We start from the raw sequence: 13048 nt of genomic DNA, 5'->3' as shown, positions 1-13048 counted from the left end.
GCGCCTCACTGAAGCTGCTCAGCAGGGTGCATACCCGGCTCATTAAATCCGTAATCTTTTCAGAACCCACGTAGACGAACTCGTCCGTCGGCAGGGCATACGTGAATCCCCGCCTGCAGACGACGCTTCGTGAAAAACCGTTCTCAAGCATGGCAAACATCAGCTCAATGTGCGCTTTTTCGGTCTGCTCCTTTAGCTCAATCCGGACTGTATAACTGGCCATAGCGATACCTGACAGATGTATAATTTAAGATAACTTAAATTATAGGTGCTCCTGAACAAATAACGGGCAATTGAGATATGTCTTAAGCAAATGCGCTTACTGTTCTGAGCCCCGTCCTGATTAACTCCGGGGGAGCTCAGCCCGCTGCCTACCTTAACGTCCGCAAAGAGCGAAAAGCGGACATTCGCCCCTATCCTTTTTATCGCACTCTCCATAACCGCTTATTCTCGATTGAAGTCTTTGATTTATTGTCTTTCAGTCAGACTTTACAAATTTAAACCTGTTTTAAACCGAATAGTTATGTAATCTGTGGTACCCATGTACTAGTCAGGTGGTTTAAAATGAGTTTTTCGTCAATTGAGGAAGTCAGGAGTCGTATTGATCAGATTGACAGCGAATTGGTTAAAATGATTGCGCAACGCAGTCATTGTGTTAAAGCTGCAGCTGCTTTCAAAAGTGACCATTCAGCCGTGCGTGCTCCAGACCGCGTTCAGCAGGTCATAGATAAGGTAAGTAAACAGGCGACTGAAGCAGGACTTCCCACAGTAATTATCGAAAAGGTCTACCGGGCTATGATCGGTGCGTTCATCGATTATGAACTCGATCAACACGACCAATTACGACAGGAGAAAGGCTGACATCATGCGTCAACATTCCATTGAGCTTCTACCCATAACTGTAGCGGGTGTTGAGGCTATAAACGCTAACAGCGATATCTCATTCGGGCGGCATACTCACGACCAGTTCGGTATTGGTTTGATGGACAGCGGCGGGCAAAAATCCTTGAGTGGGCGCGGATATGTCGAGTCGAATGCGGGAGATGTCATCACTGTTAACCCGGGAGAAGTTCATGATGGGGCGCCTCTCGATGGCTCGCGAGCCTGGCGGATGCTTTATTTTGACACTGAGCTAATTAATCGATGCTTTATCGATATTTCCGAAGGTAAATTTGCCAGCGGCGAATTTGCGCTGCCTGTATCAACGAATGCCGGCATAGCAAAAATTTTTAATCAATTATATCAGGCAATTATCAGTGGTAATGGCGATATAAAAAAGCTGGCTGCGGATGAAGCATTGTTAATTCTGACTAACGCATTGGCCCAAATGCCCCGGTCTCAGATGAAAATGCCCATAAAAGGCGTGCTGTACGCGAAGGAAAAAATGGATGACGCGCCGGGGAGTGCCATATCTCTTACTGAGCTGGCGTCAATTGCCGGACTCGGGCAGTTTACGTTTTTACGCGCTTTTGCGCGTTACTGTGGAATGACCCCGCATGCCTATCTTTTGCAGCGACGCCTGTCACTGGTTCGAAAGCTAATCAGGGGCGGCATGAACCTTGTTGATGCCGCCATTGCGGGCGGGTTTGCGGATCAAAGCCACATGACCCGTCTGTTTGTTCGCAGTTATGGCTATACGCCGGGCCTCTACGCGCAACAAAATCCGAAAATTTAGCCGCCTCTGCGTTGCAATTTTATTCAAGACAGAAAAAGCCTCTTAATCAAATACTGCAGCAATTAGTTCAGCTGCCGATGAGAGGTAAAATTTTGATGCTTTATAATGATTTTCTAATGACATCTCTGCTGATTGTTATATCACCCGGTACTGGTGCCATCATTACGCTTTCTGCCGGCCTCAGGCAGGGAAAGCGTAGCGCAATAGTGGCTGCTGCCGGATGCACTCTCGGTGTGTTGCCTCATATGCTGGCTGCAATTACAGGCCTTGCTACCCTGCTACATGCCAGTCCGATACTATTTTCCATTGTGAAGTATACCGGCGTGGCTTACCTGCTCTTTATGGCGTGGCAAACGCTACGGGATAAGACACTTTTATCTGCAGAGTCTTCCAGGCCGGATTTATCTCATAGAGCCCTGATAATCCAGGCGGTAGTTGCCAATATTCTCAATCCCAAACTTTCGCTATTTTTCTTAGCATTCCTTCCGCAGTTTATCGCTACCGGGGATGCACATCCCACACAGAGCATGTTGATTCTCTCAGCTATTTTTGCGGCCATGACTTTTGCTGTATTTGCTCTGTATGGCGCTTTTGCTTCGTCTGTTAGTCATTATGTATTAGGAAATCACAGAGTGATGATCGGCATTCGTTTGGGCGTAGCACTGGCCTTTGGTGCAGTTGGGGTTCGACTGGCGATGGCGGTGCAATAGTAAAGACTCGTGTTAAATAACACCTGAAAGAAGAAGTATTGAACGTCCGCTTCTGGCACAAAGCGGACAGTGTTTCCTGCCTCACGTATCGTGTTCCGATTAGCCAGAAATATCAGTTTCATTTTCCGGTACGCCAGCTCTGACACGGGTTGCCACCAGACTGGCCGCGAGTATAAAGACGAGGCATAACAGCGCCTGCACCCGAAGGGCAATATGGTTATCAATCAGAATGCCCATGATGACCGGAGAGGCACCACTGGCAAGCACGGTACCCGCCTCAACAGCCGAGCGCACCTTTGCCAGCGGCGCGGAAAGGCCGGCGGCGGCCCACGCCGCGTAGTTACAGACCGGCCCGGTTAACGGCGAACCATCCACGCAGGCCACAACGGTATTGTTCATAGCTGTAACTCCTGTCAGTTAGTGACCGCCCATTAGTTTTTCCGCTTCTTCCGGCTTGTCATGCACGCCGAAGCGGTCAACGAGGGTACGGGTGGCGTCGTTCATGCCCGGTATTTCTACCTCAGCGCCTTCGCGGCGGAACTTAATTACCGCCCTGTCCAGTGCGCTAACGGCGGTGATGTCCCAGAAGTGGGCGTGCGTGACGTCAATGACCACGCGCTCTGCCGCTTCCCTGAAGTCAAACTGGCTCATAAAGCGATCGGCGGAGGCAAAAAAGACCTGGCCGGTCACGGTATAGATCCGTGTCTCACCCTCCCGTGACGATCTGACCGTCATAAAGCGCGCTACCTTAGTGGCAAAGTTCAGCGAAGCAATCAGCACTCCGGTCAGCACGCCAAAGGCCAGGTTGTCGGTGGCCACCACCACGACCACGGTTGCCAGCATGACCACGCTGGTCGAGAGCGGATGGCGGCGCAGGTCGGTGATGGATCGCCAGGAGAAGGTGCCGATGGAGACCATGATCATCACCGCGACCAGCGCCGCCATCGGGATCTGCGACACCTGATCGCGGAGGAAAATAATCAGACAGAGCAGCACCAGCCCGGCCGTCAGAGTGGAGAGGCGCCCGCGCCCGCCGGATTTTACGTTAATCACCGACTGACCAATCATGGCGCAGCCCGCCATGCCGCCGATAAACGCCGTGCAGACGTTGGCGATGCCCTGCGCCTTGCACTCGCGGTTTTTATCGCTCGGGGTATCGGTCATGTCATCTACGATAGTGGCGGTCATCATTGACTCCAGCAGTCCCACCACGGCGAGACCGGCAGAGTAAGGCAGGATAATCAGCAGCGTATCCAGGTTCAGCGGAATGTCCGGAATGAGGAACACCGGCAGGCTGTCGGGCAGTTTGCCCATGTCGCCCACGGTACGCACATCCAGGTGCAGCCACATGGAGATGGCCGTCAGCACCACGATGCAGACCAGCGGGGAGGGAATGGTTTTATTGATGTATGGAAAAAGATAGATGATGGCCAGGCCGGCGGCGGTAAGCGCATAAACGTGCCAGGTCACGTTGGTCAGCTCCGGCAGCTGCGCCATGAATATCAGAATAGCCAGCGCATTGACGAAGCCCGTCACGACCGAGCGCGACACGTAGCGCATCAGACTGCCAAGCCTCAGGTAGCCGGCAGCCAGCTGCAGCAGGCCGGTTAGCACTGATGCCGCCAGCAGATACTGCAGGCCGTGATCTTTCACCAGCGTTATCATCAGCAGCGCCATGGCGCCGGTAGCCGATGAAATCATGGCGGGACGTCCGCCAAAGATGGCCATAACCACGGGAATACAGAAGGCCGAGTAGAGGCCGACCTGCGGGTCAACCCCGGCAATGATGGAAAACGCGATCGCTTCAGGAATGAGCGCGAGCGCGACGACAATACCGGCGAGCACGTCACCACGGACGTTGCCCAGCCAGTCCTTACGCGTCGAGGACAGCAGCATAGTAATTTCTCAGATTTTAGATACAGTCAGCCCGTGAGGGCAAAAAATTCAGGGACGAAAAAGCACATCCGCAGACGGGATGTTTTTGAGTGCGCGACTGAAACTACTCAGTGCGACAGGAAAGGGTGACGACTCAGGGTGGCGTAAGACGCATGATTTTTGAGTTCTCCTTTACGGCAAAAGGATGCCTTCAGGACTGCAATAAGCCAGCGAAACCCGGGGCGGGGCGCTGACGGCGAAGCCTGTCCCTCTCAGGACAGGCACTAAACTATAAACAAAAACGGTGAGAGGTCAACGTTTCAGCAAGCGGAACAGGGCTGCGAACAGCGGTACCAGCGTGTATATTAACCCTGTCTGCGCATGTCACCGCAGAAACATACATGGAATCAGCCTGGTATTTATATATGAATTTATGCATATGTGTTGACGGCATTTGCGCGTAAAGTCACACTGGCTTTTTACGCCAGCTACCCGGAGTTATCATGCCTCAGCTTTTTCCTCTTCAGCTTTTCAAGGGGCTGTCTGACGAAACGCGTTTAAAGCTTGTCCTGCTTCTGCGTGAAAAAGGTGAGCTCTGTGTATGCGAGCTGACGCTGATACTGAAAGAGAGCCAGCCCAAAGTATCCCGGCATCTTGCGCTACTCAGAGACAGCGGCCTGCTTATCGACAGGCGTGACGGTAAATGGATCCATTACCGGCTGTCCCCTCACATGCCCGCCTGGGCTGCAGCCGTGATTGAACAGGCTTATCTGTGTCAGCAGGATGACATCCAGCATCTTAGCCGGCAGGCTGAGCGGGACAACGCTACGACCAATGGCAAACCTGTCTGCATTTAAAAATTTACCTATACATATATGCTTTTCCATATTTAACGTTTCTGGTTGCGCTGTGCTTATTCTGTGAGGTGCAGTAGTGAAGGAGGGACTATGTTTCTGGCAGGTGCAATTTTTGTTCTGACGCTGGTGCTGGTTATCTGGCAGCCGAAAGGACTCAGTATTGGCTGGAGTGCTGTTATCGGGGCTGCGCTGGCGCTGCTGACGGGCGTGGTGCATATCGGGGATATTCCGGCGGTCTGGCAGATTGTCTGGAACGCCACGGCCACGTTTATTGCGGTTATCATCATCAGCCTGCTGCTGGATGCATCCGGCTTTTTTGAGTGGGCGGCACTGCACGTTTCCCGCTGGGGAGGCGGCAGAGGCCGGCTGCTGTTCACCTATATCGTTCTGCTGGGCGCGGCGGTGGCGGCGCTGTTCGCCAATGACGGCGCGGCGCTTATCCTCACGCCGATTGTCATCGCCATGCTGCTGGCGCTGGGCTTCAGCCCGGCTGCCACGCTGGCATTTGTGATGGCGGCTGGGTTTATCGCGGACACGTCCAGCCTGCCGCTCATCGTATCGAACCTGGTCAACATCGTAACGGCGGATTTCTTTACGCTGGGCTTTAGCGAATATGCGTCCGTTATGGTGCCGGTGAATATGGCTTCCGTAGTGGCTACGCTGGTAATACTGCACCTGTTTTTCCGCAAAGATATTCCGGCAGGTTATGACCTGACAAAGCTAAAAATGCCCCGTGACGCTATCCGTGACAGGCGGACCTTCAAAACCGGCTGGCTGGTGCTGATTCTGCTGCTGGCCGGTTTTCTTGCGCTGGAGCCGCTTGGCGTACCGGTCAGTCTGGTTGCGGCAGCGGCCGCCTTCATTCTCTGGCTGGTCGCACGCAAAGGACACGTTATCGATACCCGTAAGGTGCTGAAAGGTGCACCCTGGCAAATCGTTATCTTCTCGCTGGGCATGTATCTGGTGGTATATGGTCTGCGTAATGCCGGCCTGACGGATGACCTCTCAGCCATTCTGAACCGCTTTGCAGAGCACGGCGTCTGGGGGGCAACGCTGGGTACGGGCTTTCTGACGGCCTTTCTGTCATCGGTCATGAACAACATGCCCACCGTGCTGGTCGGGGCGCTCTCTATTGACGGCAGTACTGCTCAGGGCACGGTAAAAGAGGCGATGATTTACGCGAACATCATTGGCTGCGACCTCGGCCCGAAAATTACCCCGATTGGCAGCCTGGCAACCCTGCTGTGGCTGCACGTTCTGGCGCAAAAAAATATCACTGTTAGCTGGGGCTATTACTTTCGTGTTGGCATCGTGATGACCCTGCCGGTGCTTTTTGTGACGCTGGCCGCGCTGGCCCTGCGCCTGTCTGTTTAAACGTGATCCGGGCTGCGTGCATACAGCGCCTGTATGGAGTATGACTGATGACTGACATTACTATTTACCACAACCCGGCCTGCGGCACGTCCCGTAACACCCTGGCGCTTATCCGCAATAGTGGGGTGGAGCCAGCAGTGGTTTTATATCTGGAGACGCCGCCGACACGCGCTGAGCTGCAGACGCTGATTGCAGATATGGGAATCAGCGTGCGCGCACTGCTGCGCAAAAATACGGAACCGTTTGAGCAGCTGGGTCTGGCAGAGGATCGGTTCAGCGATGACGAACTGCTGGATGCTATGCTGGCTCACCCCATTCTCATTAACCGTCCGGTGGTGGTAACGCCGCTCGGTACAGCGCTCTGTCGTCCGTCTGAAGCCGTTCTGGATATTCTGCCTGATCCACAGAAAGGGGCATTGATGAAAGAAGATGGTGAACAGATTATCGATGAGTACGGAAACCGTATCAGCCACTGACACCCTGGCATTCCGCCAACAGAGCAGGAGAGGCAAAAACAGCTGGCCTTGAACCACGGAGGCAGATTTTTCCTGAGAAGGCCGGCCGCTCTTAGCGACGAACGTCACCACTTTTAAATAGAAGGGCCACCTTGTCGGGTGGCCTGTCCGGTGAACCTTTACGTTATAAAGGGTTAGTCAGCAAAGCACTTCCTCGCATGCTCTTCCACGAGCGCCGTAACGGTTTCCGGCGCTTCCAGCGGCGGGAAGTGGTTCACACCGTTCAGGATTTTCAGCTCCGCGCCGCCGCCCAGCACCTGCTGCAGCGCCGTTGCAAACGGAAGCGGGTTTGGCGCGTCATTTTCGCCCTGCAGAATAAGTGCTGGCGCGGTAATTGCACCATACTGATCGGCCATTTCGTGATTCAGAAACGCCGCGGCATTGGCCTGCATCGCGTGGGCCGGCCATTTTGCCGCCTCTGCGCCGACGTTTTCGGTCACGCCAAACGGCTGATAAAACGCCACGGCACCGGAGGGCGTTGATACCGCCTCACAGACCATGTCGACCGTCATGCCCGCGTCACGCATCTGCTTACCGTCCACGTAGCAGGCGGTATATACCAGTCCGGCAACCTGCTGCGGATACTTCACCGCAAACGTGGAAATGATGTTGCAGCCGATGGAGTGAGACACGAGCACGACCGGGCCGCTGATGCCGGCGGCATCAATCACGGCTTTTAAGTCCTCAGCGTGGCGGGGAATGCTGTAAGCCTCAGGCTGCAGCGGTTTGGCCGAGCGCCCGTAGCCGCGGCTGTCATACGCGACCGTATAGAATGTTTCAGACAGCGCATCCGTCTGCGCCTGCCAGATATCACTGATGCCAAAGTACCCGGCAACGAAAACAACCGGCATGCCGCGGCCTTTTGCGTCAAAGTAGATTTCGATGCCGTCGTCAGTAGTTGCGTAAGACATTCTTCATTCCTCGTGTGTTAACAGTCACAAAAGTATAAAGAGCGTGCGGTGCGCTCTGTGAGAAGCAGAAATGTCAAAATGTGATGGTTTCGGGTCAAATTGACGTCGCACGGAAAGATATGTGGAACACAGCACAAGGTCTTACGGCATCTGCCGGCACCGGCTGGCTGTAAACGCTGCAGTCAGTACAAAAGAAAGCATAAGAAGGGAAACGCAGGATCAGCCGGAGAGTTATCTTTGGCCCTATTCCATCGAATATTGACCTCAGCGCAACTCACGCCCGGTACGGCGCCTTTTTTATACTGTCCGCTCAATGTACAGACCGCACGGCTGCGGTTTCTCTGACGGAGGAAAGAATGCAACTCACTCAAATACGTAACGCCACGCTGAAGCTCGACTATGCCGGCGTTCGCTTCCTTATCGATCCGATGCTGTCTGACAAAGACGCCTGGCCCGGCTTTCCCGGTACCGCGCGTTCGCACCTGCGCAACCCCATGGTCGCGCTGCCGCTGGCCGTGGACGATTTGCTGGACGTGGACGTGATTATCGTGACGCACACGCATCAGGATCACTGGGACGAGGCGGCGCAGCAGCTGATCCCGAAGGACCAGGTGATTTACACGCAGAATGAGAGCGACGCGACGCTGCTGCGCTCGCAGGGATTCACGGCGGTCAGTGTGCTGGCGGACATCAACGTCATTGCGGGCATCAACATCGCAAAAACCGACGGCCAGCATGGCAGCGACGAGGCGTATGCCATTCCCGAGGTTGCCGAACGCCTGGGCGACGCGTGTGGCCTGGTGTTTTCGCTGGCAGGTGAAAAGACGCTGTACGTGGCCGGTGACACCATCTGGGTCCCGTCGTACGCAGAGAGCCTGGAAAAACACGCGCCTGACGTGGTGGTGCTGAACATGGGCCTGGCGACGGTAGACGGAATAGGTGCCATCATCATGGGTAAGCAAGACGCGCTGCGCACGCTGGAGGTGCTGCCGTCGGCCACGGTAGTGGCGTCGCACATGGAGGCCGTCAACCACTGCCTGCTGAGCCGGGACGAGCTGCGCGCCTTTGCCGCGGAAAACGGCATTCAGGATCGGGTGCGGGTGCCGGAAGATGGCGAGACGCTGAACTTCTGACGCAAAAGCACGCCCGGGCGGCAGGCTCCGGCCTGCCGCCTGCCAGGCCGAAAAAAGCAGGTAATTATCGCGGTTTACATCAGTAAGGGTAGAGAATGATGTCCACGCTGCACGTTGTTGTTATCGCCACGCCGGGCTTCAGCCCGTTTCACTTTTCCGTGCCGTCCATGGTCTTCGACAAGGCGATGCCCGAGCCGGGTCTGTTCAGCGTGGATATCTGCGCAGAGCAGCCCGGCGTCGTGGCGTCCGATATCGGTATCTCAATGAATGTGGAACACGGGCTGGAGCGGCTCGATGCAGCGGACATCATCGTTGTGCCGTTCTGGGAGCATCCCGAAAAGCGCCCTGATGCGGCGCTGCTGGAGGCGCTGCGCAGCGCCTGGCAGCGCGGGGCCGAAGTTGTGGGGCTGTGCCTCGGGGCGTACGTGCTTGCCTACGCCGGACTGCTTGATAATCGCCGGGCGTCCACGCACTGGGAGTTTGAGCGGGATTTTGCCGCACGCTTTCCGCAGGTGCGCCTTGACAGCAACGCGCTCTATACCAGCGACGAGCGGCTGGTTACGTCGGCCGGGACGGCGGCGGGCATCGACTGCTGCCTGAACATTGTGCGCGAACACTGCGGAAGTGCGCTGGCCAACCGCGTCGCCCGGCGGATGGTGATCCCTCCGTACCGGGAGGGCGGGCAGGCGCAGTTTATTGAGCATGCGGTGCCAGAGACGACGCGCGACGAGCAGATAAACGACCTTATCGACTACCTGCGCCGCAATCTGGACAAGCGGCACGATCTTGACTCCATTGCGGGGTTCTCCGGCATGAGCCGGCGCACGCTGACGCGGCACTTCATCAAGGCCACTGGCATGACGGTGGGGGACTGGCTCAGCGCCCAGCGCCTGCAGCGCAGCCAGGAGCTGCTGGAGACCACCGATCACAGCATCGAAACCGTGGCGTCGCTGGCGGGCTACCGGTCGCCGGTCTCGTTCCGGCAGAGCTTCAGGACCCGCTTTAACGTCAGCCCCAGCGAGTGGCGGCGGACCTTCCGCGGCCCCGGCCTGATATAAGTCCGGTCCGGCAGCCGGGACCGCCGCGTACTGGTATGACGCACATGCAGGCGGTCACCGGGTCAGGCATCATTCTGCAGCGCGACGGCCGGAGCTGCTGAACAGGGCTGGACTATTCAAGGTTAATCACGCGCAGGCCTGACCAGCACCGCTCTCCGGCACCGGTTATCAGCACGACGAGCGCCTCACTGAAGCTGCTCAGCAGGGTGCATACCCGGCTCATTAAATCCGTAATCTTTTCAGAACCCACGTAGACGAACTCGTCCGTCGGCAGGGCATACGTGAACCCCCGCCTGCAGACGACGCTTCGTGAAAAACCGTTCTCAAGCATGGCAAACATCATCTCAATGTGCGCTTTTTCGGTCTGCTCCTTTAGCTCAATGCGGACTGTATAACTGGCCATAGCGATACCTGACAGATGTATAATTTAAGATATCTTAAATTATAGGTGTTCCTGAACAAATAACGGGCAATTGAGATATGTCCTAAGCAAATGTGCTTACTGTTCTGAGCCCCGTCCTGATTAACTCCGGGGGAGCTCAGCCCACTGCCTACCTTAACGTCCGCAAAGAGCGAAAAGCGGACATTATGGCCAGATAAAATTCTGCTATCCCAATACATTGATAACTACCAGATATGTTGAACGATGCAGTTCACGTCTTTAGGTAAATAATCAAATCATAGCCTGTTGCGAATCGACAGCATTTCCCGGTATAACTTTCTTAAGGTCTTTATAAATGGGCGCATGTAAACAGGAGACGGATGATGATTTCAAAGGAAAATGCAGAGCATTATTTCTGGGGCGAAGATTGCGATGGTTGGTATCTGGTAAACCGTCAGGACATGCTGGTTATTCATGAGAAAATGCCTGCCGGCACTTATGAAAAGCGACACTTTCACTCCGTTTCCAGACAGTTTTTCTTTGTTCTCAATGGCGTTCTTTCGATGGAGTTAGAAGGTAAATTGCATAATATCAAAGCCCTTCAGGGGCTGGAAATTCCACCGGGAACAAAGCATCAAGCCAGAAACGACACAGGGTCTTCCGTAGAATTTATTGTAATTTCACATCCGACGACGCGAGGAGATCGTTCTGACCTCCCTTCATCCTGCTAACGACTTATGAACAACGGCTACGGTTTGTCTTAACGCAAGGCCAACGTACTGTGTATTGCCCTACCTGAGTACTTACAACACATGTTTCTGGCACAAAGCCGCTCTATTCAGGGCCATTGAAGCTGACCTCAGGTTAGCCGGTAATAGGGGTTTCGCCTGTAGTTTTCCCGGACAGTCTCCCGTAGTTTTTAATGGTCGCGCTGGAAAGGCTGGCTGCTGTATCCACGATGACAAAGCTGAAAGTATTTTCGGTTATCCTGGTGACTTCTGCAGGCAGTGACTTAAGTGCGGTGTCTGCAATATGCAGAAGTGGAATACCAGCACTCGCTGCTTTCATTTCAGCAAAATAGCAGTGTGCAAGGTTACAGGGAACAGCGATCAGACTCACTTTTGCCCTGACGAGTTCTGAAATACCCTGTTGCAGGGTTGCGATCATCGCATCATCATCAATTTTCTTGCCCGGCCAGAAAGGCGTTGGCAACGAGATAATATGCATTTTAGGGAAATCCATATCATATTTCGCTCCGTACCCGACGTGGCAGTCTGTAACCAGCACAACCATTCAGATGTGTATCTACTGCGTTCTGCTGATAAACCTTATGATGTCATCCTGGACAGGCTTCGGACAGAACAGCAACTATGCTGTGAGATACATTCATAGGATTTAGATTAATGGAAATAGGTATCCGTACCCCTCTCATACATTCTCTCCCTTTAAGCCAGCACAGCGGATGTCGTGTCTGGCTGAAGATGGAGTCTTCCCAGCCCACCGGCTCTTTTAAGCTCCGCAGCGCGGGACATGCCTGTTGCTATTATGCCAGTAAGGACGCTACAGCATTTGTCAGTTCATCCGGTGGAAATGCCGGAATTGCGGTGGCACACAGCGGTCGCAGACTGGGGCTGCCGGTAACTGTGGTTGTGCCGGAAACCACGTCAGCCAGAGCAAGACAGCTTATTGAGCAGGAAGGAGCCTGCCTCATTGTGCACGGGAAAGTATGGAGTGAGGCTAACGATTACGCCCTGTCACTGGCGACAGAGGACATCATCTATGTCCATCCCTTTGATAACCCGCTTTTGTGGGAAGGCATCAGCATAATCGTGGATGAAGTCATCAGTGAGGGTGTAAAACCTGATGCCGTTATTCTGTCCGTCGGCGGCGGAAGCATGCTGTCCGGCATAGCGCTGGGACTGGAAAAACATCAGCTTGGCCACATTCCGGTTTATGCCGTTGAAACACACGGTACGGCCTCGCTTAATGCCTCGCTGAATGCCAATAAGCTGATGCGTCTTGATAAGGTCAGCGGCATAGCCACAACGCTGGCCGCAAGCCAGGTGTGCGAAAATGCTTTTAACGTGGCCAGCCGACTGGATGTAAGAAGTATGCTGGTTTCTGATGCGGAAGCGCTGCATGCCTGCCGGCGCTTTCTCGATGATCATCGCGTACTCACTGAGCCGGCATGCGGAGTATCATTGTCACTCCTGTATGACAACAAAATCAGGTTCACTCCTGCCGACAATGTACTGGTCATTGTTTGCGGCGGGGCATCGATCACGCCGGAAGAGATAGCGGGCTGACAAAAGAATGGAATGATTACTCTGAAGTCTATTCCTGAGAAATGCTGGTGAGCTAGCCGGTTGACCGACGTATGGTGATGTGAGGTAAGTCTGCTTTTGGCGCCAGACGACCAGGAGCGTGCGGTTTACTCTTAGCTAACAGCAGACACTGGCTTTGTGAACATATCCGATGCTGAAGCTGTTAAGAACAGACGGCCCCGGCGTGAGAGCTTATTGCTGGAGCGTCAGTCTTTATGCTGTTAAAAGAAGTGG

15 protein-coding genes and 1 pseudogene are annotated in these 13048 nt (G+C 54.3%); 10 read left to right on the top strand and 6 right to left on the bottom strand.

The annotated features are described in order from the left end of the window. On the bottom strand, window positions 1-223 hold a 223-nt coding region (locus SB719_RS05850; RefSeq protein ID WP_412159025.1), incomplete at its 3' end, for a hypothetical protein. A gap of 341 nt (window positions 224-564) precedes the next feature. Between SB719_RS05850 and SB719_RS05845 the strand changes: the two genes are divergently transcribed. The 3 genes from SB719_RS05845 to SB719_RS05835 all read left to right on the top strand — a co-directional run bounded on the left by SB719_RS05845 (window position 565) and on the right by SB719_RS05835 (window position 2385). Beyond that, window positions 565-861 (top strand): chorismate mutase, encoded by a 297-nt coding sequence (locus tag SB719_RS05845; RefSeq protein WP_314687617.1) that lies wholly within the window; start codon window positions 565-567, stop codon window positions 859-861. Window positions 862-865: 4 nt separating this feature from the next. After that, complete coding sequence (locus tag SB719_RS05840) at window positions 866-1675, top strand: AraC family transcriptional regulator (protein ID WP_314687618.1); 810 nt, start codon at window positions 866-868, stop codon at window positions 1673-1675. Between the two features lie 95 nt (window positions 1676-1770). After that, window positions 1771-2385, top strand: a complete 615-nt coding sequence (locus tag SB719_RS05835; RefSeq protein WP_314687657.1) for a LysE family translocator — start codon at window positions 1771-1773, stop codon at window positions 2383-2385. 297 nt (window positions 2386-2682) lie between these two features. Here the strand turns inward: SB719_RS05835 and SB719_RS05830 are convergent. Both SB719_RS05830 and SB719_RS05825 read right to left on the bottom strand, forming a co-directional pair. Next, window positions 2683-2784 (bottom strand): annotated as a pseudogene (locus tag SB719_RS05830) (universal stress protein); the annotation flags it as partial. 18 nt (window positions 2785-2802) lie between these two features. Then, window positions 2803-4281, bottom strand: a complete 1479-nt coding sequence (locus SB719_RS05825) for a SulP family inorganic anion transporter (protein WP_314687620.1) — start codon at window positions 4279-4281, stop codon at window positions 2803-2805. Window positions 4282-4763: 482 nt separating this feature from the next. On the opposite strand from SB719_RS05825, the gene SB719_RS05820 reads away from it, so the two are divergent. The 3 genes from SB719_RS05820 (at window position 4764) to arsC (ending at window position 6967) form a co-directional block, all read left to right on the top strand. Beyond that, window positions 4764-5117, top strand: a complete 354-nt coding sequence (locus tag SB719_RS05820) for a metalloregulator ArsR/SmtB family transcription factor (protein WP_065647628.1) — start codon at window positions 4764-4766, stop codon at window positions 5115-5117. A gap of 90 nt (window positions 5118-5207) precedes the next feature. Further along, window positions 5208-6491, top strand: a complete 1284-nt coding sequence (locus tag SB719_RS05815) for an arsenic transporter (protein WP_314687623.1) — start codon at window positions 5208-5210, stop codon at window positions 6489-6491. Between the two features lie 47 nt (window positions 6492-6538). After that, window positions 6539-6967, top strand: a complete 429-nt coding sequence (gene arsC / locus SB719_RS05810) for a glutaredoxin-dependent arsenate reductase (protein WP_314687625.1) — start codon at window positions 6539-6541, stop codon at window positions 6965-6967. A gap of 173 nt (window positions 6968-7140) precedes the next feature. On the opposite strand, the gene SB719_RS05805 is transcribed toward arsC, so the two are convergent. Continuing rightward, window positions 7141-7917 (bottom strand): alpha/beta fold hydrolase, encoded by a 777-nt coding sequence (locus SB719_RS05805; RefSeq protein ID WP_304236440.1) that lies wholly within the window; start codon window positions 7915-7917, stop codon window positions 7141-7143. 356 nt (window positions 7918-8273) lie between these two features. Between SB719_RS05805 and SB719_RS05800 the strand changes: the two genes are divergently transcribed. Continuing rightward, window positions 8274-9050, top strand: a complete 777-nt coding sequence (locus tag SB719_RS05800; RefSeq protein WP_412159024.1) for an MBL fold metallo-hydrolase — start codon at window positions 8274-8276, stop codon at window positions 9048-9050. 98 nt (window positions 9051-9148) lie between these two features. Next, window positions 9149-10108, top strand: a complete 960-nt coding sequence (locus SB719_RS05795) for a GlxA family transcriptional regulator (protein ID WP_292969251.1) — start codon at window positions 9149-9151, stop codon at window positions 10106-10108. 112 nt (window positions 10109-10220) lie between these two features. On the opposite strand, the gene SB719_RS05790 is transcribed toward SB719_RS05795, so the two are convergent. Beyond that, complete coding sequence (locus SB719_RS05790; RefSeq protein WP_314687615.1) at window positions 10221-10511, bottom strand: hypothetical protein; 291 nt, start codon at window positions 10509-10511, stop codon at window positions 10221-10223. Window positions 10512-10873: 362 nt separating this feature from the next. Here SB719_RS05790 and SB719_RS05785 point away from each other — a divergent pair, with 362 nt between their 5' ends. Beyond that, entirely contained in the window at window positions 10874-11221 is a 348-nt protein-coding gene (locus SB719_RS05785) for a cupin domain-containing protein (RefSeq protein WP_304231736.1), read from the top strand. A gap of 133 nt (window positions 11222-11354) precedes the next feature. Here SB719_RS05785 and SB719_RS05780 read toward each other — a convergent pair whose 3' ends face one another. Then, entirely contained in the window at window positions 11355-11732 is a 378-nt protein-coding gene (locus SB719_RS05780; protein ID WP_304231447.1) for a hypothetical protein, read from the bottom strand. 161 nt (window positions 11733-11893) lie between these two features. Here SB719_RS05780 and SB719_RS05775 point away from each other — a divergent pair, with 161 nt between their 5' ends. Then, window positions 11894-12796, top strand: coding sequence for a pyridoxal-phosphate dependent enzyme (locus SB719_RS05775; RefSeq protein WP_412159023.1), 903 nt, complete (start codon window positions 11894-11896; stop codon window positions 12794-12796). The last annotated feature ends 252 nt before the right edge of the window (window positions 12797-13048 follow it).

Source organism: Pantoea sp. SIMBA_079, assembly GCF_046940275.1.
GTDB classification, from domain to species: domain Bacteria; phylum Pseudomonadota; class Gammaproteobacteria; order Enterobacterales; family Enterobacteriaceae; genus Pantoea; species Pantoea borealis.
The sequence above is the reverse complement of the archived record's forward strand: the minus strand, read 5'-3'. Positions and strand labels throughout refer to the sequence as shown.

Excerpts from the sequence above, each read along its gene's own strand:
- SB719_RS05805 (WP_304236440.1), bottom strand. The coding sequence starts at position 7,917 with ATGTCTTACGCAACTACTGACGACGGCATCGAAATCTACTTTGACGCA.
- SB719_RS05795 (WP_292969251.1), top strand. The coding sequence starts at position 9,149 with ATGTCCACGCTGCACGTTGTTGTTATCGCCACGCCGGGCTTCAGCCCG.
- SB719_RS05785 (WP_304231736.1), top strand. The coding sequence starts at position 10,874 with ATGATTTCAAAGGAAAATGCAGAGCATTATTTCTGGGGCGAAGATTGC.
- SB719_RS05820 (WP_065647628.1), top strand. The coding sequence starts at position 4,764 with ATGCCTCAGCTTTTTCCTCTTCAGCTTTTCAAGGGGCTGTCTGACGAA.
- SB719_RS05800 (WP_412159024.1), top strand. The coding sequence starts at position 8,274 with ATGCAACTCACTCAAATACGTAACGCCACGCTGAAGCTCGACTATGCC.
- SB719_RS05835 (WP_314687657.1), top strand. The coding sequence starts at position 1,771 with ATGCTTTATAATGATTTTCTAATGACATCTCTGCTGATTGTTATATCA.
- SB719_RS05780 (WP_304231447.1), bottom strand. The coding sequence starts at position 11,732 with ATGGATTTCCCTAAAATGCATATTATCTCGTTGCCAACGCCTTTCTGG.
- SB719_RS05775 (WP_412159023.1), top strand. The coding sequence starts at position 11,894 with ATGGAAATAGGTATCCGTACCCCTCTCATACATTCTCTCCCTTTAAGC.
- SB719_RS05845 (WP_314687617.1), top strand. The coding sequence starts at position 565 with ATGAGTTTTTCGTCAATTGAGGAAGTCAGGAGTCGTATTGATCAGATT.
- SB719_RS05790 (WP_314687615.1), bottom strand. The coding sequence starts at position 10,511 with ATGGCCAGTTATACAGTCCGCATTGAGCTAAAGGAGCAGACCGAAAAA.
- SB719_RS05815 (WP_314687623.1), top strand. The coding sequence starts at position 5,208 with ATGTTTCTGGCAGGTGCAATTTTTGTTCTGACGCTGGTGCTGGTTATC.
- arsC (WP_314687625.1), top strand. The coding sequence starts at position 6,539 with ATGACTGACATTACTATTTACCACAACCCGGCCTGCGGCACGTCCCGT.
- SB719_RS05825 (WP_314687620.1), bottom strand. The coding sequence starts at position 4,281 with ATGCTGCTGTCCTCGACGCGTAAGGACTGGCTGGGCAACGTCCGTGGT.
- SB719_RS05840 (WP_314687618.1), top strand. The coding sequence starts at position 866 with ATGCGTCAACATTCCATTGAGCTTCTACCCATAACTGTAGCGGGTGTT.